This window comes from Pseudoalteromonas sp. C2R02, assembly GCF_018860845.1.
Lineage (GTDB): Bacteria > Pseudomonadota > Gammaproteobacteria > Enterobacterales > Alteromonadaceae > Pseudoalteromonas.
The window spans coordinates 112,535-132,469 of sequence record NZ_JAHKQC010000023.1 but is presented as its reverse complement, the minus strand read 5'-3'; the positions used below and the strand labels follow the sequence as shown (position 1 = coordinate 132,469).

The following is a 19,935-nucleotide window of genomic DNA, read 5'->3' as shown; positions in this document are numbered from 1 at the left end:
ACATGCTGAACTTTCAAGGCGAACATATTCTTTCGGTTAATCAATTAAATAGGGATAGTATTGAGGCTATTTTTGCTGTAGCAAAAAAAATGGAACCTTACGCTAAAAAACAAAAACGCACAAAAGTGCTTGAAGGTGCCGTATTAGCAAACTTGTTTTTTGAACCAAGTACACGTACTCGTGTAAGTTTTGGTACAGCCTTTAATTTATTAGGCGGATTAGTTCGCGAAACCACAGGCATGCAAAGCTCAGCGCTTGCCAAAGGTGAATCACTTTACGATACAGCGCGCGTAATTTCATCATATGCTGATGCAGTTGCAATGCGCCACCCAGACGCTAATTCAGTTGCCGAATTTGCAACAGGTTCAACAGTACCTGTCATTAATGGTGGTGATGGACCAAACGAGCACCCTACTCAAGCATTACTTGATTTATTAACCATTGAAAAAGAGCTAAGCCGTTTTGAACGTAAAATTGATGGCATGCATATCGCCCTTGTAGGTGATTTAAAATATGGCCGTACGGTGCATTCGTTATCAAAGCTTTTATGTCACTATAAAGATGTTAAATTCACTATGGTTTCGCCTGACGGCCTACAAATGCCTGATTATGTTTTAGATGCAGTCACTAACTCAGGTCATCAAATTGAATTAGTAAATCAAATGGAAGGCAACTTAGCAGCAGATATCGTTTATCAAACACGTATTCAAGAAGAGCGTTTCCCTTCTCAAGAAGAAGCCAATAAATATCGTGGTGGATTTAAAATAAGCCAAGCAATTTACGATGCGCACTGTAATAAAAACTCAGTACTTATGCATCCATTACCGCGCGATAGCCGAGGTGATGCAAACGAATTAGATAACGATTTAAATAACAACGATAACTTAGCAATTTTCCGTCAAGTACAAAATGGTGTAATCGCTAGAATGGCACTATTTGCATTAACTTTAGGTGTAGAAAACCTAGTTGATAAATACGAAACAGAAGTTCCTTGGTATAGCGCAAAGAAAAACAGCTAAACACCAATTAAAATATATTGACTGAATATTATAAAACACATTATTAAGGCATTTTCATGACAACTAGCCAAGACTTATTTCAAAGAGCGCAAGACTCTATTCCAGGTGGCGTAAATTCACCAGTACGTGCATTTAATGGCGTAGGCGGAACACCTTTATTTATTAAGCAAGCGCAAGGCGCGCGCATGACAGATGCTGATGGTAAAGAATACATAGATTATGTTGGTTCTTGGGGTCCTATGATTTTAGGTCATAATCACCCAGAAATTAAACAAGCGGTTTTAGATGCTGTTGAACATGGCCTAAGCTATGGCGCACCAACTGAAACTGAAATTTTAATGGCTGAGAAAGTAAAAGAGCTAGTACCATCTATTGAAAAAGTACGTATGGTAAGTTCTGGTACAGAAGCGACTATGAGTGCGATTCGTTTAGCACGTGGTTTTACAGGTCGTGACAAAATTCTTAAGTTTGAAGGTTGTTACCACGGTCATGCTGACTCTTTATTAGTTAAAGCGGGTTCTGGCGCATTAACTATGGGCGTACCTAACTCTCCAGGTATTCCAGAAGATTTCGCAAAACATACTTTAACAGTATCATTTAATAACTTAGATGAAGTTAAAGAAATCTTCGCTAAATACGCAGACGAAATCGCCTGTATTATTGTTGAGCCTGTTGCAGGTAACATGAACTGTATCCCACCAGTTGAAGGATTTTTAGAAGGTTTACGTGCTGTATGTGACGAATACAAATCAGTGCTTATTTTTGATGAAGTAATGACTGGATTTCGTGTTGCATTAGGCTGTGCACAAGAATATTACAACATCAAACCTGATTTAACGACTTTAGGTAAAGTTATTGGTGGTGGTATGCCAGTTGGCGCATTTGGCGGTAAACAAGAGATCATGGACTTTATCGCTCCAGTTGGTCCTGTTTATCAAGCAGGTACATTATCAGGTAACCCAATTGCTATGGCTGCGGGTCTTAAATCATTAGAGCTTATCTCTAAGCCTGGTTTACATGCAGATTTAGAAGCAAAAAGTATTCGATTATGTGAAGGTTTCCAACAAGAAGCTGATAAAGCAGGTATTCCTTTAACAACTAACTATGCTGGCGGCATGTTTGGTTTTTTCTTCACTAAAGAGAAAAACATCACAACCTATGAGCAAGCAACTAAATGTGATGCTGAGCGCTTTAAACGTTTCTTCCACCTAATGCTAGAAGAAGGTGTGTACCTAGCGCCATCTGCATACGAAACAGGTTTTGTGTGTACAGAGCATGGCGATGAAGAAATAAAGCTTACAATTGAAGCGGCTGCACGCGTTTTTGCTAAATTATAAGTCTGATTAAAAAAGTTTGATAATTTCAAAAACGCCGAGTGATAACTCGGCGTTTTTTATTGTAATTAACCAAGTTTACGCACTATTTCCTTTATTCTTCATTTTTTTGAACTAAAATCATCACAATACCGTTCTACTGTATTTAATATGTGAATATCAGCTAATTAGAAGAAGATAATATGACAGGCTTAAGGAAATTCGCCACACCAGCTACAAAGTTAATGGAGCAACTAAAGTATTCTAAAAAAATTACTTTAGTTTTTGGTATTTTATTATTACCGCTAAGCTTGAGCTTATTTTTTCTAAATTCAAAATTAGCTGCTTCAATAGATATTACACAACAAGAACTTATGGGTTTAAAAATTTATCCACAAGTGCTCAATACCATCATTGATAAAAACGAACCTCAAGCAAAAGTAATCGCCAATAAAGCGGGTTATCAAACCAACAGTGACTCTGCTAGTAAAGTGCTTGAGTCTATTTCTATTCAATCTTCATTAGCCATTATTGATAATTTACCAAGTACATATTTAAATCGTGCTTTAGTGGAATCTTTGCCAAAACTCATTGAGCAAACCCGTTTAGCATCAGAACAAGCAAGCACAGTGATTGATGCAGGAAGCTTTACACCAGATACCTATATCGCCTTATCAAATGCAAATAAATCGCTGCCATTTGCTGCATCAGAATTGGTTCAAAAAGTACAAGTAGCTACGCAATACAACAGCGACATAAAAGCGATATTAGAAAGTAAAATCAATGCGACACAAGATGTGATTATAGAATTTAAAAAGCTCATTGATGCAAAAATATTAGAGCCAGATGAAATAAATATTGCTTCATCACAATTTAACCAAGCACAAAAAAGTACCTTAAATAACCTAAGCCAACTCATTAATCACCTGTTACCTGTTTTAACAGCTCAGCTAGAAAATAAACTCGCTACAGAGCAGTGGATTAACCGATTGGTATTATTTGCTTCCATTTTAAGCTTAATGCTGGCTTTTTATTTAATGCTAGGGTTTTACTTTTCAGTTGTAGGCACAATTAAAAGTTTTTCAAAAGCAGTAAACCATGCAGCACAGGGCGATTTAAAAGCAACCGCGCAGCTAACCGGTAATGATGAATTATCGCAAATAGCACTGTTATATAACAAAATGTTAGTTAAGTTTTCAGAGTTAGTAGACCAAGCAAAAGAAACGTCTTCAGAGCTAGGTAATGCAACCCAAGATCTAGCACAAGTAAGTGAAAAAACACGTATAGATGTATCACAGCAACAAAATAAAACAGCCGATATTAATGCACTGCTCAGTGATATGACAGCATCAGCTCATGAAGTAGAATCCAAAGCACAAGAAGCGGTAAATTTAGCTAAAAATGCGGGTTCTCATGTAAAACAAGGTACACAAAACACCATATCTTTAGCAAATCATATGGCTGATTTACAAGGTGAATTTGAGCTCAGTAAAATTGCTTTAGATAAACTCGCTGAAGATACTCAAAACATTAGCAAAGTAAGTTTAGCGATCAGCGGTATAGCAGAGCAAACAAACTTACTTGCACTTAATGCCGCCATCGAAGCTGCCCGAGCAGGCGAACAAGGTCGAGGTTTTGCTGTTGTAGCCGATGAAGTAAGAACATTAGCGCAACGTACACAACAACAAACAGAAGAAATTCATTCAATCATTAGTTCATTACAAACCGCTTCAAATGATACTCAAAGTAAAATGCAATCAAGTGTTGAAAAAATGGAGCAAGGTGTTTCAGCTGCAAATCAAACCCGTGAAATACTTAATCAAGCTGAGCAAGGTATGTTAGATATCGATAGTTTCAGTGCCGATATAGTGCAACTTTCAAGTAATCAAACACATTCAACTGAGCAAGCACTTAACTGTTCAATAGAGATTGGTCAATTGGCAGAAGATACTTTAAGTTCAGCACAAACAACAGAACATGAATCAACTCATTTAGCTAAAATGTCGGCTGAACTTCAAGATAAAATGGACTACTTTAAATAAGTTAAGCCTTTACCTGTGTCTTATAAGTGATTTAGTCTGTCATCCCCGTAGTGTTTAAATCGGGGATCTTTTTAAAATATGAGCCGTAAAGAGAGTCATATGATTAAAAATAAATTAATAATATTGATATTAATAAGTTTATTTTCTTCAACTGCGCTCGCACAAAATATGGTTTTCGAAAAAGATAAACGTCACCCGCAAGATATTAAACGAGATAAAACAAGTAAATCAGCCGCTGTAATGAACTTTATCAATTTATCTAAAGGAATGGTTGTTGCTGATGTTTTAGGCGGTGGTGGCTTTTATAGTGAGCTTATTAGCCAACAGGTTGGCCCTGAAGGCAAAGTTTATTTACAAAACAATAAAGCTTGGCTGCCTTTTTCAGAAAAAGAATTAACTGCAAGATTAAAAGACAACCGACTACCCAATGTCATTCGACATGATAAAGAGTCTGAAGCACTCGAATTTAATGACAATAGTTTAGATGCAATATTTCTTGTATTAGGCTTTCATGATTTGTTTTATGTTGATAAAGGCTGGAATATTGACCCTGAAGTATTTTTAACTCAATTAAAAAAGGCATTAAAACCTGATGGAAAACTTTTAATAATTGACCATTCAGCCATTGATGGCAGCAAAACAAAACACGCTCAAAAATTACATCGCATTGATAAACAGTTTGTGATCCGCAACCTGACAACTATGGGTTTTAAACTGATAAAAGAAAGCAATATGCTTGCAAACAAAAACGATACTCGCCTTACAACGCCTTTTATTCCTAAAATTCGCCGTAAGACAGACAGGTTTGTATTACTTTTTAAAAAATAGATATCCAAAATTATTTATAATCTTGCTCTTTTAAAGTAATCACTGCGCTTTCAGCTTTCTTTATAATACGTGCCAACTCACCGTTTTTAATCAGGGCTTGCAACTTTTGATCTACCAGTGGCACTAATACTTTTTGGCTCTCATGTATGTAATGAAATAAATCTAAGGTAGCCAAAGGTTTATTGATAGAAACAACATTATCTAGCTTCAAGTTTTTTAACACCATTAAGCCATCCACCGTATTTGTTAAACCCACATCGGCTAAGCCCTCAGAAACTAATTTCATAACCTTTTCAGTTGAGTTGACATCAGTGACATTTGTAAGACCTTGGGTAATATTATTAGTGTGTTTAACCCCTCTGACTTTAGCAATATCATATTGAGCTAAATCAGCTTTTTTAGTAATTTTAATCCCACTGTCTTTTCGAATAAAAGCCATTGTTTCTAATTGATAATAAGGAGTGGGTACTCTAATGGTGGTTGGATTTTCAATCCCATAAGAGTAAATTCTCATAATTTCCCCGTCACTCATACCCGATGTCGCTTGATGTTGCGCTCTTTTACCTGGCAATGGCGTAATAGAGATACTAATGCCTAATTGTTTATATACTTCAGGCAATACAATAGTGCCTACCTCCTGCTCTATTAAATTATTAATCGCAACAAAGTGATACTCTTTAGCAATGGCCACAAAAGAATTAAGCGCCATAAAAATAATTAAAAATGTTTTCATTGAACCTTAATAAAATTAATCAGAATTTAATCAAATGAAAGTCGACTTACTTTGAGTTTATCATAAGATGAGAAATAACAAGTGACACAGACTTAAATTGAACATTTTTCAAGCAACCAACAACAAATAACTTAGCCGTACCAAGCTATGGCAACGCAGTTGCTTGACCATCATATAAGAAAATACAACCTATAAAACTATTTTAAAATGGCTTTAACAGCTTTTTCTAAATTTGGCGAATCAGGGTTTGAGTCACTTGTTTTATAAACAATTTCACCCGTTCTTGAAACAAAAAACGTGGTAGGAGTACCGACTACACCAAATTTTTTATGTATCGCATCACCATTTATCAAAGTTTTAAAATTAAAACCTCGGCTGTAAAGTGCTTTTTGCGGTGTTGCGCCTTCATCTTCCCATAAGCTTATCGGCAAAATTTCTAAATCTTGAGATTTATATTTTTGATGTAAGGCATTTAGACCAGATTGTAACTTTTTACAATACGGGCACCAAGTCGCCCAAAAATGAATAATTAAAGGTTTACCTTGATAATCACTTAAACTAACAGTATCACCCGCTTGGGTTTTTAAAGTGAACTCAGGCGCTTTAGCAGCCCATACATTGCTTACCATAAAGCTGCAAAGCACAATGAAAATAAAACGTTTAAACATGTTAGCCCTTATTATTTTTGTAATCGATAAATAAGACCTAACATAGGTAAAATTAATTTCAGCTTAAAGTAAAAATATCCGCAACCCCACAAATACACTGACACTTGCCGCTAAAGTAAAATAAATACTGTTGGTTTTTTTAGCGATGAATACAGCTACTGTAGCTGCAATTAAATATGGATTGGTGAAACTAATATCTAGCTGATTATCTTGTATAAAAATAATTGGCACCCAAATAGCGGTCAGCACTGCTGGTGCACTAAAGCTTAAAAAGCTTTCTAGTTTTGGCCCAATGCGTAATGGTAATTTTGGATGTAAAAACAAATAACGGGTTAAAAAAGTAATGCACGCTAACAACACAATAGTGATTAAAGTCATAGTTTTTGCTCCCCTGAATTGTTTTCATTTACTGTATTTTTATTTATTTGATACGTTGCTATTGCGTTGTTTTTAGTTTGAAGCCTCGTTGCTAAATAACCACAATACATAGCAATCACTGATGCTAATACTAAGCCTAATTCCCAATGTAATAACTTAAAAATCACAGACAAAACACCTGCAACACATACGGTAATTAATAGCGGTAAATTCACAATAGATGGGATCACCAAGGCAATAAAAGTCACAGCAATGGCAAAGTCTAAACCTAAATTAGTTAAATCAGGTAAATAACTGCCTGCTGCTATGCCTATAATGTTCCATATAAGCCAACTGACATAAAAACTGCCACCAGCAAATAACGCATAAACTAATCTCAACTTGCCCTTATATGACTGTTTATCACCCGATAAAGCAAATAGCTCGTCAGTTAATAAAAAGCCTAAACTGCCCCGCCACCTTAATGGCAAGTTTTTCAATTTATCTCTAAGCGCCAAACCATATAAAAAATGCCGAGAACTAATAATAAAAGCCGTAAATAAAATAGTCGCCAGTGGCGCATTAGCATGCATCAGTTCAATCACCACTAATTGCACTGCGCCTGCATAAACCACCAAAGGCATCAATAAGGCCTCTAAAATACTAAAATCACGCTGTATCGCTAGTGATCCACACAAAATGCCCCAAGGGATCACAGCTAAATTTAAGGGCATCATATCTAACAGCCCTTTTTGCATCATTTGTAAATATGCACTTTTACGATTAAAAGACATTTAATCCTACTTTTGGTTTTAATTGCTTAATTACAGCTTGGCATTAAATCAAAATGAAAACTTGTAAGATCTTGCACTCAAGTCCATTTTTTACCTTGCCCAATTGAACCCATAAAGGGAAGGTGATAGTGTAAATAAATATTATTAGCCAATATGTTTGCAGGTAAATTTTATGGTTAACTACCCTTGTATATTAAAATTATATGGCGATGATGAGTTAATATACCTTAGCTCTAAAACTGATTTATCTAGTGAATTTGAATCATTAATTTGTCATGACGAAGACTACTTAATCGACTCAACAGGTCAAACCTATCAAGTACATCAAAATAATACCAATGAGTTTACTTTTTTAAAAATTGGCTTACCTGTATCTGCGCAAACACTGACTGAATTAATTCAAGCTCATGAGTTTTCTCAAGCCCAAGTGTGTTTAACTAAAATTCAATTTAAATCGGTAACTGAGGCTATCAATTCATTAGCTTTATAGTTACATCGTTCAGTTTAAATTTAAGCGTCTAGAGAAAGTAGAACTAATTAGACCGCCAATAGTTGATCTTGCATTACTCTAATGCTTCGCTATTACAAGCAACTGTGCAGATTTATAATACGATTTAAGAATACTTTATTCGTAATTCTAAACATCATGCGATAGCTTTCATTAATATAAAAAAGGCTATTAATCATAGAGCAGCTTTTCAATTAAAAGTTAAATCGTATTTAAAAAGTAATTCAAACACTTCTACCATTCATAACTACATTTCAATAACTTAACAGTCAATCAAGCTAATTGATTAATTAATACAGGCATTTAAGTGACTTGAATTTTTCTTCTAAAATAGCCTAAAGCCCCAAGTTTAAAGCGTTTATTGAGGCTATTAAATATTTTTTATTTTTAAATAAATATTCAAATATTATGTTTATGCTGATTTGAAAATAATAAGTTATAAAATAAAAATTGTGTTTTAGTGTAAACTTACTACTAAATAATACAATTTAGGTAACTTAATAATGCATAAATCTCTCTTGCTGTTTTTAAGTTTATTATGGACTTCATATGTACAAGCCCATGATGAAAACTTAGTTGCCTGTATTGATGATCACCCCCCTTATCAATATCTAAGTGATAAACCTTACGGTACTCATATTTCGGCCTTAGAGACGCTTAGCAAGGTATTAGATAAACACTTAAAATTTGAACAATCTCCCAATTTCGCAAGGTGCATTTTGATGTTAAAAAAAGGAGATGTCGATGTAGTCGCAGGCCTTAACCCAACTGAAGAAAGAAGTGAATTTGCTTTTTACGCACCATTTAAATCTGCTGATACAATGAAAGTGGTTTCAAAAAAAGGAATATCAATAAACACATATAGTGATTTTAAAGACAAAATTATAGGAGTTGCCCGAGGAACATTATATTTTCCGCGATTCGATAATGACAATTCACTTAAAAAAATAGCGATACAAAGTTCACGGATTGGTTTTTCATTATTACTTAAAGACCGCATAGATCTCATAATGATAAGCCCTGCCATGCTAGCAACCCTTACCGAAGAAATTAATAACGCAGACTTAAAAGTATCTCCCATTGCCTTAGAGGAGCTCAGAAATAAAAAAACTTTTTTTGGCTTCAGTAAACGCAATAAAATTAACTTAAAGCATAGAGATCTCATTAACAAAGTAACAACCGCATACCAACAAGGCATTTTTAAATAAGCTTATCAATAGGTTTATAACTGATAATGACCGCTTAGCATCGAGTTATACCGCTGATAATTTAAATAATTTATCCTAAGAAATATCTTTAATAATGACGACATAATAAATTATTAAAGAGCAATTTAAACCAATGGAAAAACAAACTTGCAATCAAAAAGGGTGCACTAAAAAAGTAAGCAACAATTCATCAAATAGTTGTAATGTCTGTACTTTGTTACTTACAGCAAAACGTAAAAGATCTCGCGCAAATCAAAAACTGTTACAACATATAGACAGCTCTCGAGTCTTTTCTGGCTCAATGAGGTTATTTTCTTAGTACCAACAACAAAACAAGTCCTTTATTAAAAATAGCATTAATCGCTTTACTCAAAACAGCGCTTTGTCTATCAATAAGTTGCTAAGCATAATATCAAGCTATATTTCTAGGCGTTAAAGCTTAGACCAATTTATAAATCACCTCAGATATATACGTAATAAATTAATGATCAGTTATTTAATTAAATTATTGATTACATACAACTTATATTTTCAAATGTCACTGTATAACCAGCTTCTCACCAACAAAAATTAACGCGTTCGGAATAAAAGAATATTAATATCTACAAAAAACAATAGTTATAATATAACATATCAAAATCATTTCAATAAGAAGGTACGATACCTATCACAAAACGACCTACTATAAACCATTTATCGATTTATCTGCTCCAAACAAAGCATAGATTGAGTCGTATCTAGGGGCTAATTGAACAATATTTAATTAACAAGGAAAAAAATGATGGCAAAACAATCTGATGTGGTGATCACCATCAATAATTTAAAAAAGCAATTTGGTGATTATCAAGCACTAAATGGGCTTTCACTTAACGTCAACAAAGGCGAAATACTTGCTTTACTTGGGCCTAATGGCGCAGGAAAGACCACAACTATAAATTGTTTATTAGGTTTTTTAAAACCAGATAGTGGTGAGATTAGTATTGCAGGTATTGATCCGCAGCAAGATGTTATTACCGCCCGTAAAAAAATAGCCTATATACCCGAACAAGTTGCACTATATCCCCGACTCACAGGTATAGAAAACCTGATTTATTTTAGCAAAATGGCACAAATTGAAAAAACAGAATTAGAATTTAAAGAACTGCTCAAATTTGTTGGTTTACCTGAACATGCATTCTCAAAACAAGTGGCTGGTTACTCAAAAGGCATGCGGCAAAAAGTAGGCATTGCCATCGCACTCGCTAAAAATGCTCAAGCGCTTATTTTAGATGAGCCGACTTCTGGGCTTGATCCTTCAGCTAGCCATGAGTTTAGCCATTTATTAAAAAAACTGGCCTCTCAAGGCGTTGCTATTTTAATGGCTACACATGATCTTTTTAGAGCCCAAGAAGATGCCCATCGTGTTGCTATCATAAATCAAGGTCAATTAGTCGATACTTTAGGTTTTGAACAAATTAAGCAAGTACAACTTGAAACGGTATACCTTGAACATATAAAGGGAGCTGTTACATGCTAGGACTTGCACTTAAAAAAGAGTGGGTTGATGCCAAGCGACAAGGTCAACTAAATTGGTTACTGGGAATCGCGGCATTATTATTGTTAGTTGCCTGTTTATCTAGCTGGCAGAGTCATAGTCAATATGTGGCAGATCAACAAGCTGTCTCTGAATCAGAGCGAGCACGCTGGCTAAATCAAGGCGATAAAGGTCCTCATTCTGCTGCCCATTATGGTACATATGTAATGAAGCCTGCATCATCATTGTCACTTTTAGATTCAGGACTACAAGACTATCAAGGTAATGTGATTAGACTTGAAGCACATACCCGCAATAACGCTTTGTTTAGACCAATACAAGATACATTATCTATTGCTCGATTTGGTCAGCTTTCACCCGCTTTTGTGCTACAAGTATTGCTACCTTTGCTTGTGGTATTAATCGGTTTTGGTTTAGTTGCCACAGAGCGAGAACAAGGTACATTAAAACAATTATTAGCTATGGGTGTCAGTCCAGCACGGCTATTTTTTACCAAAACATTGATGTTATTTACTATTGCAAGTGCTTTACTTATTCCTGTAGCGATCAGCATATTAATATTTAATACCATAGAATTAAGAGCCGGTATATTTTTAGGTGTTTATCTTATATATGTCTTTATTTGGTGTTTACTTACAGTCACAATTTCATCATTAGCAAACAGTGCCAGAAAAGCTCTCATAATTTTATTAAGTCTTTGGGTATTTACCAGTTTGTTACTCCCTAAATTAGCAATGTATTACGCTACAATAGCTAATCCTGTGATATCTAGCCAAGCATTCGAATCACGATTAAAAAGCGATGTGTATACACCAGAACGTGAACAAGCAATCGCTAAATTTAAACAACAAACATTAGCGCAGTATAAAGTGAGTACAACCGACCAACTTCCCTTTAATTGGGGAGGAGCACAGCTTCAATTTGGTGAACAATATGCTGACAAAAAATTTGATTTATTGTTTTCTGAGCGTAATAACCAACTCCAAGCTCAATCAGACACTTACCAGCAACTTGGTATTTTAAGCCCATTTATCGCATTACAAACTCTTTCTATGGGATTGGCTGCAACTGATTTTAAGCATCATTTACACTTTTCTGCTGAAGCTGAAAAGCAACGACGATTAATTCAAGAAACCCTTAACTTTAATCAAAGAGATAACGCACATAAAACAACTGGCCACTATAAAGCTGGCGTTGAATTATGGCAAAAAATTCCAAAGTTTAACTATCAAAACCCTTCATTTAGCCAACTTTACCAGCAATATATACCTAGTTTTTTAAACTTATTAGCTTGGTTAGTGGCGCTAACAGTGTTGTGTGCATTCACTCTTAAAAAAATAAAACGTGAGGAACAAAGATGATTAACCTGTTACTCTCTACCGAACTTAAAAACCTATGGCGCGAAAAACTCATTACCTGGGTTGTCGTTATTAGCTGTGCATGTGCAATCATCGCATTTTTTAGTGGTTTTAATCATAGCCAACAGCAACATCAAGTCATACAGCAAGCAAAAATAGAACAAGCAATGGCGCTAAACAAAGCTGCTGAGGGATTAGAAGAGCGCCTGCTGAAAACCAAAGATATAAAATGGTGGCAAGATCAATACGACTTACGCGGGCAAGCATTTTACTTAATGGTTAACTACGCGAGTAAACCGCCCTTACCTACTTCACCTATCGCGACAGGTCAATCTGATATTTTACCTTATTTTTTCAAAATGTTAGTAAAAGAAAAGCAAAATATTATTCATCAATATGATTATCAGCATCCATTAAAACTCATGCTCGGTCAGTTTGATTTAAGCTTTGTCATTATTTATATTCTGCCCTTGTTAATTATTGCTGTGTGCTTTAACGCGCTTTCTCAAGAAAGACAACAAGGTCAATTACGTTTAATGCTGTTACAAGGCGCAAATATTAAAACCCTTATTAATATGCAAATTTTACTAAGAGCTAGCTTAGTGGTTGGACCCTTTCTAATTATAAGTATTTTTCTTTTAGTGACACTGCAAATAGGTATCAGCTTATCTCAAATTGGAAGCTATATACTGATTGTAATTAGCTATACCGTATTTTGGCTGGCGATCAGTGTTTGGGTTATTAGTAAAGGTAGGACTGTTGCTAACAATGCAGCTAAACTCATGACTATTTGGCTTATGCTAGTCATCGTGCTCCCTGCTGCAATAAATACCAGCATCAATCAACTTTATCCAACGCCTTCTCGTTTGCATTATTTAGATGAGCTACGCCACAGCGCTGACGAAGCAAAAAAAGCATCAGAAAAAACCCTTGCTGCGTTTTTTCAAGATCATCCTGAATTGGCCAATCAAAACAAACCTGCAGACTTTGCATTAAAGAAAATTGCATCAATTAATGCGATAGAAAAATCCATGACGCATTTAGATCAAGTGTTCGAACAGGCTAAAAATACTCAACAAACTTTTGCCGATAACTTTAAGTTTTTATCGCCTGCGACCCTAGTTCAAGCACAACTTGTCTCATTAGCAGGAAACGATCTTTTAAGACATCACGCTTTTATGAAAAATGTTGAGCGTCACCACAGCGAACTACAAGTATTTTTTAGTCGGGAAATAGCTAAGGCAAATGAAAATAATGATTTTTCTCCATGCTCTGGCTGTAGCGCCAATGCCACACTAAAAGATTTAAGCACAGTACCTCAATTTGATAGCAAGTTTAAAACTCAAACTATCAATCTATGGAGTATTTTAGCATTGTTTATTTTATCACTGAGCATATGGCTCTATAGCCAAAAACAGATAGTTCGCATAGCCCAACCGCAACAATCGGGGGTGTTAGTTTAAGAAAAGAATGTATTAGGGATTATATTTAAAATTAATATAATCCCAATATAAGTAACTTTATTGATATAAACATACTTTATTAAAGTAGCTTAAGTGAAATATTCCCTTTACCAAAATACAAAGACCTCCTTTGTAATCCCACTTTACCTTCATCAGTTGTAATCAATTGAAAATAATCAGAATCGCACTCAAAAGAAAACGCGTTATTTTCTCTTAACACTAATGGATATTTTTCTTTACCTTGTTTTTGAGAGAACAACTGATTGTTTTCAAAACTAATGGTTCTCACTTCTCCATCACCTATATCATATTGCCCAACAAGTTTATTTATATCTAATGGGTTAATAACGCTTACTTTGTCAGGTAAAGTTTTTAAGCCTTTACTCAGTATATGTAATAAAGCAGGACCTGGATGCGTATTGCTATTACTAAGGGCAATACCATATACATTTTGTTCCGGAAAATATGCAGAAAAACTAAAGAAACCCGGCACTGAGCCTTGATGACTGATACTTTTTTTATGGTTAATTGGGTAAATATCAAATCCTAGCCCGTAATTTATAGCTTCTCCTGAATTTAACTTAAAGGGGGTTATCATTTTTTTAAAATTTTGTGCATTAATAAGATCACCATTTATTAAACTTAAATGCCATTTATGCATATCACCTAAATTTGAAGCAATCGCACCTGCAGCAGCAATCCAACTTCGGTCGACCGGCATTAAATCAATTATTTGGCCATCTTTATTTTTTTCATAGCCTTTTACTATTTTTGGATCTGACTCTGTTGTAGTTATTACAAAAGTATTTTTAAGATTCAGTGGATTAAAAATGTTTTGCTGCATAAATTGGGCATAGCTCAGACCCGATACTTGCTCAATGACCTTTCCTAAAAATACATACGCAGTATTGGAATAAGCATATTGCTCACCCGGCTCAACAATAAGCGGATCTTTCGATAGTTGCGTTAATATCATATCGATGTGAGCATATTTTTTAGCTTTTAACATGGTTTCTGAGTTTCCTAAGTAATTAGGCAGCCCTGAAGTATGACTCAACATTTTCCCTAAAGTGATATTCTTTCCTGCTTTTGAGTAATATGGGAGAAAGTCACTCAAAGTATCACTCAGTGAGAGCTTATTTTGTTGCTCTAATAACAAAATAGCAGCGGCTGTAAATTGCTTGGTGATTGAACCTATTTGAAATATAGAATCAGTTGTTATGGAGGTTGTTTTTGATACATCAGCTAAGCCTAATGCATGTTTATAAATGACCTTACCCTGTTTACTTACTAATACCGCAATACCTGGCTCTGACGGTTCAGCATAACACTGTAAAGTTTTATCATTAATATCTTCACTTTTGACGAAAAAACACAATAATAACATTGATAAAGATAACGATTTTAAATAATTCATAGAGACAGCACAGCATAGATTACAGATGTAATTTAAATTACATCTGTAATCTAGATATGTCAACTATTGATTAATATATGGATAAACTTAATAGGAGTAATAGTGTTTATTATTTTGACCTAAAAGATTTAACCAACTTGTCTCGCATAACGACTTGGGGTTACGCCATTGGCTTTTTTAAAGTGGCGATGAAAGTGGCTCTGATCGTAAAAACCAACATCTGTAGCTACATCAGCAACCTTATTTCCTTGCCTTAGTAGAGATTTACTTTTACGTAGCCTTTGCTGAATTTGATAAGCATGAGGCGGTAAGCCATACATTTTTTGAAACTGTCTTACTAAATAAAATGGCGTAAAATCACTTATTTTAGCTAAGGTTTCTAACGTAATATTTTGCTCTAAATGATCGTTAATATATTGCTTTACCCATTCAAGCTTTTGATTAGATGTTTGCTGTTGTTTTATTTCATTTCGGCTTTTACCATGCTTGAGCATTAAACGCGTTAATACACCATACAGCATGGTTTCACGTAAAAGCGTATTATCTGAGCTGGCAAGGATATGAAATAACTGACATAATTCAGTAGCCATTTGTGGGTCTTGTACAACTGCATTAGGAAAATAAGGCGCAAAACCTTCAGTTAATCCAATATCAGATGCTAATTTAGTAAAATGTGATTCAAATGGCGCGATACCACGATATGACCAACCATTATCTGTGCCTGATTGGCCAGTATGTACTTCATCAGCATTTACAAAAATAATACTATGTTCGGGTGCCATATAATTACTACCTGAACTTAAAAATCGTTGCGCACCTTTTTCAATCACATTTATCGTGTATGTTTCATGGCTATGCTTTGAAAAATTATGATTACAAAAATCAGCTTCAACCATTTCAAGTCCACCGAGTTCTTGATGCAAAGTAAATGCTGCTTTTTCAGTCAAAATCTTTCCTCTTTTAAATCTAAATGACACAATTGGAAATAATAGCCTTAAAATTAACATACCAACAATAAAAAAACTTGTACATTATTGTTATATCAAAAACTTCATGAAAATTAATTCGTTAGCAGGTATGATCTATACATTGAAAGTATTTAAATACTTTTAAATTAAGTAAACGGATAAATTTATACTGGAGTATAAAATGGCATATGACTTTGGGTCTAGCGGTTTAGGGATCACCAATCCCTTTAAAAAAGAGGGATTAGCGCGCACAATAGGCGGGCTACTAATTTCATGTTTAGGTTTTTATAGCTTATTTCAAATCACGCATATTATTGAAAAAAATATGATTGAAGCTTGGATTTATGCTATTTTTGGCTTAGTTCTACTTATCAGTGGTTTAACCCGTTGTGGTAGCGGTTTATTTCAATTGTTTAAGTTTTTTGTTGGTCGTTCTATTCCTAGCTCCTTGGCATATAACCAAACAAAAAGTGAATCTGATAACGCTAATTTAGAAAAAAAACAAAACGCATTAGCTTATGAAGCATCAACATTAGAATCTATGCTAATGGGTCGTAAAAACACCACATTTAAAGAGCCTCAAGGCTGGATGGGTCGTTTTGTTCATTCTATTTTTCCAAAGCTAATATTTTTACCTTATCCAATCCGTAATATCATGCAAGAAGTGATCGCTATTTTATTAACCACTTTTGTTGCCTTAGTTGCTTTTGGTTTAACTTATTTTGTATCTTCAAGTGGTTTAGCCGGAGAAGCTGGCCATATTATTATCCCTGCATTTTCAGTTTTATTATTGGGCTATCTTATCACTGCATGGCGAAAAGCGGCATCAGCAGTGGATTTAAGAAAAGTTAAGCAACTTAAAAGCGCTGGCGCTGGCAGCCTTGCAAAGATAATTGCCTTCTCTATTATTTTTCCTGTTGTAATTGGTATGGGATACCACTTCATCACTAAAAACATTGATAAACCTGATACCTTAAATCAATTATTTGATAACGCACAGTTCTTTTCAGCTTGGCCAAGTCTTATATTGTTATTTATTTTAGGTGCCATTAGTTGCGCACTTATCATCTTCATGGTGGTTATTCGCAGTCAACAATCAGAACCTAAAACAGAAGTAAGTGAATTTAGAGAAAACTTACAAGAGTCTGTTCATCCTAACGAAGTTTTTATTAATATTGAAAATATCGTATTAGCCAATCGCCGCTACAAAGAGATACCAAACCGAACTTATCTTAATTTTGATCCCGTATTAAATGAGCAAAGCCAAGGTAAAGGCTCTTTCTCTGGTGAGTTACTCATAGAAACACAGCCTGAGTTTAAACCGACAGAACATAGTAAAAACTTTAAGTTAGTGCGATTAGCCGCCACCATTTCTGCTCAAGTATTGCTGGTCATTGCTGCATTTGTATTTTTTAGCTTAACAACAGATATTGCTATGGTTGTTGAATATGTACAAAACATGATTAATAACCCTCCTCAGTTATCTGGACAACAAGGGCAATCTGTACTTTCTGACATCATAGCGCAAGGCTCTGTTATTGGCGTTGGCTTAATTACAACATTATTTATGTGGCAAATTGTTGTAACTATTGGTCGTCTGATGGAAAACTTCTCTCATATTTTTTGGGCTGAAATGCAGTTTGATTCTTTATTAATGTATATGAAAACTGAAGGTACATTTGCAGAGTCTAAAATATCAACCGGTATGTCTATTCATGATTCAACGCGAAGCGAAAATGTTGTTGTAAAATCATCAATTACACCTTGGGTTGTAAGCTCACGTATCACAACAAGCACTTTTGCATCTAGCGGCAATAATAATATTGAGATGCAACGTTATGTTATGTCTATGGAAAAAAATGAAAGTGAACTGCAAAGTATTATTAATGAGATTAGAGATTTCTTAAAAGCGCGTGAAAATATCGCAGGCTTTACCAATACTGCTGATTTACAACATGCTGAAAATATTTTAAAAGTTAATCAAGCATCAAGAAATACGCCTGAACAGTTATCATCTCAAGGTGAAGCGGCTGGATTTTTACGAAATGAAAGTGACAGCCAAGCTGATAATGAACGTATCACAGAAGGTGAAAAGTAAACCTTAATTCAATAAGAGATAATAAAAATCAGTGTTTTATTATCTCTTTTTTCAAACTAGCCATTAAACTTATTAAGTGCCGCCGTTAATTTTTCCCAATCAAATTCTTGTTCGATACTATTCGCTAAATGATTAATGCTTTGCTCACGTAATGCTTGGTAATCAACATGTTTAAATTCACAGCCATCCTTTGCATCTGTCGTCCAATTTAAAATTGCAGTCAATGCTGCTGGCGTATCCATTAATCCGTGCCAATAGCTGGCAAATATTTGGTTATCATCTGATATCACACCTGAGCCGAATGATGCTTTTAATTTATCGTTATCAAATACCACTTGTTTAATATCTGCTGTATTTATTGAATTATTTATTAAAGTATCACCTGCATGAATTTCATATCCTTGAATATCGACCTTACTTTGACCAGGCAAGTCTAATATGCCATTTTTTAAGCTCAGTTCTTTATTCGCTTTTAATGTCGTAACAAACGGTAATAAACCTAAACCTTGTGTGGTTTTACATTGTAGGCTTTCGATACCATCAGGGTCTTTAATTTCTTGCCCTAACATTTGCAAACCACCACAAATAGCCAAGACCTTACCGCCATATCTTAAATGGCGTTTTAAGTAGTCTTCCCAGCCTTGCTCTTTAAACCAAGCTAAATCTGCTTGCGTATTTTTAGAACCCGGTAAAATGAGTAAATCAGCTTGTGGTTTATTTGACTGTAATTCACTGTTTGTTACTTGTGCACCAATGAGCTGTGGCCCAACTAATTGTACATTTACATCAGGATGAGCGCGCAAAGAGTCAAAATCGTTGTGATTACTAGCTCTTGGATAAACTGGGATCACAACATTCAATTTAGGTTTATCTACTACTTGCTCTAGCGCAACAGAGTCTTCACTGTCTAAGTGTAAACCTTGTAAATAAGGTAAAACCCCTAATACTGGTTTACCTGTTTTTTCTTCAAGCCAATCTAAGCCTGATGTTAATAAAGCGGGGTCGCCCCTAAAACGGTTGATCACAAAACCGATCACCCGATTTTGTTCAGACTCACTTAAACAGGCTAAAGTACCCGTTAAATGTGCAAATACCCCGCCTTTATCTATATCTGCAATTAAAATGACTGGGCAATCAACTTCTTCAGCAAAACCCATATTAGCAATATCACGATCACGTAGATTGATTTCTGCAGGACTCCCAGCCCCTTCAACTAATATACTTTCAAAATCAGTAGATAAACGTTGATGTGCTTTAAGCACCGCTTCCATCGCTGTTGGTTTGTAATCGTGGTAGTTTTGCGCATCTAATTGTGCTGTAACTTTACCGTTAATAATCACTTGGCAGCCAATATCTGAGCTGGGTTTTAACAATACAGGGTTAAAATCACAGATAGGCTCTAAATCACAGGCTTGTGCTTGTAATGCTTGCGCACGCCCAATTTCACCACCATCAATGGTAACTGCGCTATTAAGCGCCATGTTTTGCGGTTTAAACGGCGCTACCTTAATACCTTTACGTTTAAATACTCGCCCTAAACCACACACTAATGTCGTTTTCCCGGCATCAGAAGTCGTGCCCTGAACCATGAGTGTTTTTGTTTCTATGAGTGTTTTAATATTCATAT

17 protein-coding genes are annotated in these 19,935 nt (G+C 35.0%); 10 read left to right on the top strand and 7 right to left on the bottom strand.

The genetic code is table 11. The annotated features are described in order from the left end of the window. Positions 1–2 precede the first annotated feature (2 nt). The 4 genes from KO527_RS07485 (at position 3) to KO527_RS07470 (ending at position 5,202) form a co-directional block, all read left to right on the top strand. Complete coding sequence (locus KO527_RS07485; protein WP_216039704.1) at positions 3–1,019, top strand: aspartate carbamoyltransferase; 1,017 nt, start codon at positions 3–5, stop codon at positions 1,017–1,019. A gap of 56 nt (positions 1,020–1,075) precedes the next feature. Continuing rightward, positions 1,076–2,356: a glutamate-1-semialdehyde 2,1-aminomutase gene (gene hemL / locus KO527_RS07480; protein WP_216039703.1), complete on the top strand. Its 1,281-nt coding sequence runs from the start codon at positions 1,076–1,078 to the stop codon at positions 2,354–2,356. 179 nt (positions 2,357–2,535) lie between these two features. Beyond that, complete coding sequence (locus KO527_RS07475) at positions 2,536–4,374, top strand: methyl-accepting chemotaxis protein (RefSeq protein ID WP_216039702.1); 1,839 nt, start codon at positions 2,536–2,538, stop codon at positions 4,372–4,374. Positions 4,375–4,473: 99 nt separating this feature from the next. Then, positions 4,474–5,202, top strand: a complete 729-nt coding sequence (locus KO527_RS07470; RefSeq protein ID WP_216039701.1) for a methyltransferase domain-containing protein — start codon at positions 4,474–4,476, stop codon at positions 5,200–5,202. Positions 5,203–5,212: 10 nt separating this feature from the next. On the opposite strand, the gene KO527_RS07465 is transcribed toward KO527_RS07470, so the two are convergent. The 4 genes from KO527_RS07465 to KO527_RS07450 form a co-directional block, all read right to left on the bottom strand. Next, positions 5,213–5,935, bottom strand: coding sequence for a transporter substrate-binding domain-containing protein (locus KO527_RS07465; RefSeq protein ID WP_216039700.1), 723 nt, complete (start codon positions 5,933–5,935; stop codon positions 5,213–5,215). Positions 5,936–6,132: 197 nt separating this feature from the next. Next, entirely contained in the window at positions 6,133–6,603 is a 471-nt protein-coding gene (locus tag KO527_RS07460; RefSeq protein WP_252733528.1) for a TlpA disulfide reductase family protein, read from the bottom strand. 63 nt (positions 6,604–6,666) lie between these two features. Then, the gene (locus tag KO527_RS07455) at positions 6,667–6,981 is read right to left on the bottom strand and encodes an AzlD domain-containing protein (RefSeq protein ID WP_216039699.1); all 315 of its coding nucleotides are present in this window, start codon (positions 6,979–6,981) and stop codon (positions 6,667–6,669) included. Further along, a complete protein-coding gene (locus tag KO527_RS07450; RefSeq protein WP_216039698.1) occupies positions 6,978–7,754 on the bottom strand; it encodes an AzlC family ABC transporter permease in 777 nt (258 codons plus the stop codon). The genes KO527_RS07455 and KO527_RS07450 overlap by 4 nt, the downstream gene beginning before the upstream one ends. Before the next feature lie 172 nt (positions 7,755–7,926). Here KO527_RS07450 and KO527_RS07445 point away from each other — a divergent pair, with 172 nt between their 5' ends. The 5 genes from KO527_RS07445 (at position 7,927) to KO527_RS07425 (ending at position 13,825) form a co-directional block, all read left to right on the top strand. Next, positions 7,927–8,244, top strand: a complete 318-nt coding sequence (locus tag KO527_RS07445; RefSeq protein WP_216039697.1) for a DUF4144 domain-containing protein — start codon at positions 7,927–7,929, stop codon at positions 8,242–8,244. A 521-nt stretch (positions 8,245–8,765) separates the two neighbouring features. Beyond that, a complete protein-coding gene (locus tag KO527_RS07440) occupies positions 8,766–9,470 on the top strand; it encodes a transporter substrate-binding domain-containing protein (protein ID WP_216039696.1) in 705 nt (234 codons plus the stop codon). A 778-nt stretch (positions 9,471–10,248) separates the two neighbouring features. Then, positions 10,249–10,986 carry an ABC transporter ATP-binding protein gene (locus tag KO527_RS07435; protein WP_252733526.1) on the top strand — a complete coding sequence of 246 codons (738 nt, stop codon included), beginning with the start codon at positions 10,249–10,251 and terminating at the stop codon, positions 10,984–10,986. Further along, complete coding sequence (locus KO527_RS07430; RefSeq protein ID WP_216039695.1) at positions 10,980–12,365, top strand: DUF3526 domain-containing protein; 1,386 nt, start codon at positions 10,980–10,982, stop codon at positions 12,363–12,365. The genes KO527_RS07435 and KO527_RS07430 overlap by 7 nt, the downstream gene beginning before the upstream one ends. Beyond that, a complete protein-coding gene (locus tag KO527_RS07425) occupies positions 12,362–13,825 on the top strand; it encodes a DUF3526 domain-containing protein (RefSeq protein ID WP_216039694.1) in 1,464 nt (487 codons plus the stop codon). Before KO527_RS07430 ends, KO527_RS07425 begins: the two co-directional genes overlap by 4 nt. A 79-nt stretch (positions 13,826–13,904) precedes the next feature. Here the strand turns inward: KO527_RS07425 and KO527_RS07420 are convergent, their stop codons facing one another. Continuing rightward, complete coding sequence (locus KO527_RS07420) at positions 13,905–15,242, bottom strand: serine hydrolase domain-containing protein (RefSeq protein WP_216039693.1); 1,338 nt, start codon at positions 15,240–15,242, stop codon at positions 13,905–13,907. Between the two features lie 128 nt (positions 15,243–15,370). Next, positions 15,371–16,189: an AraC family transcriptional regulator gene (locus KO527_RS07415; RefSeq protein WP_252733524.1), complete on the bottom strand. Its 819-nt coding sequence runs from the start codon at positions 16,187–16,189 to the stop codon at positions 15,371–15,373. A gap of 202 nt (positions 16,190–16,391) precedes the next feature. Between KO527_RS07415 and KO527_RS07410 the strand changes: the two genes are divergently transcribed. Continuing rightward, entirely contained in the window at positions 16,392–18,308 is a 1,917-nt protein-coding gene (locus KO527_RS07410) for a hypothetical protein (RefSeq protein ID WP_216039692.1), read from the top strand. A gap of 56 nt (positions 18,309–18,364) precedes the next feature. Here KO527_RS07410 and KO527_RS07405 read toward each other — a convergent pair whose 3' ends face one another. Then, a complete protein-coding gene (locus tag KO527_RS07405; protein ID WP_216039691.1) occupies positions 18,365–19,933 on the bottom strand; it encodes a cobyric acid synthase in 1,569 nt (522 codons plus the stop codon). Between the last annotated feature and the right edge of the window lie 2 nt (positions 19,934–19,935).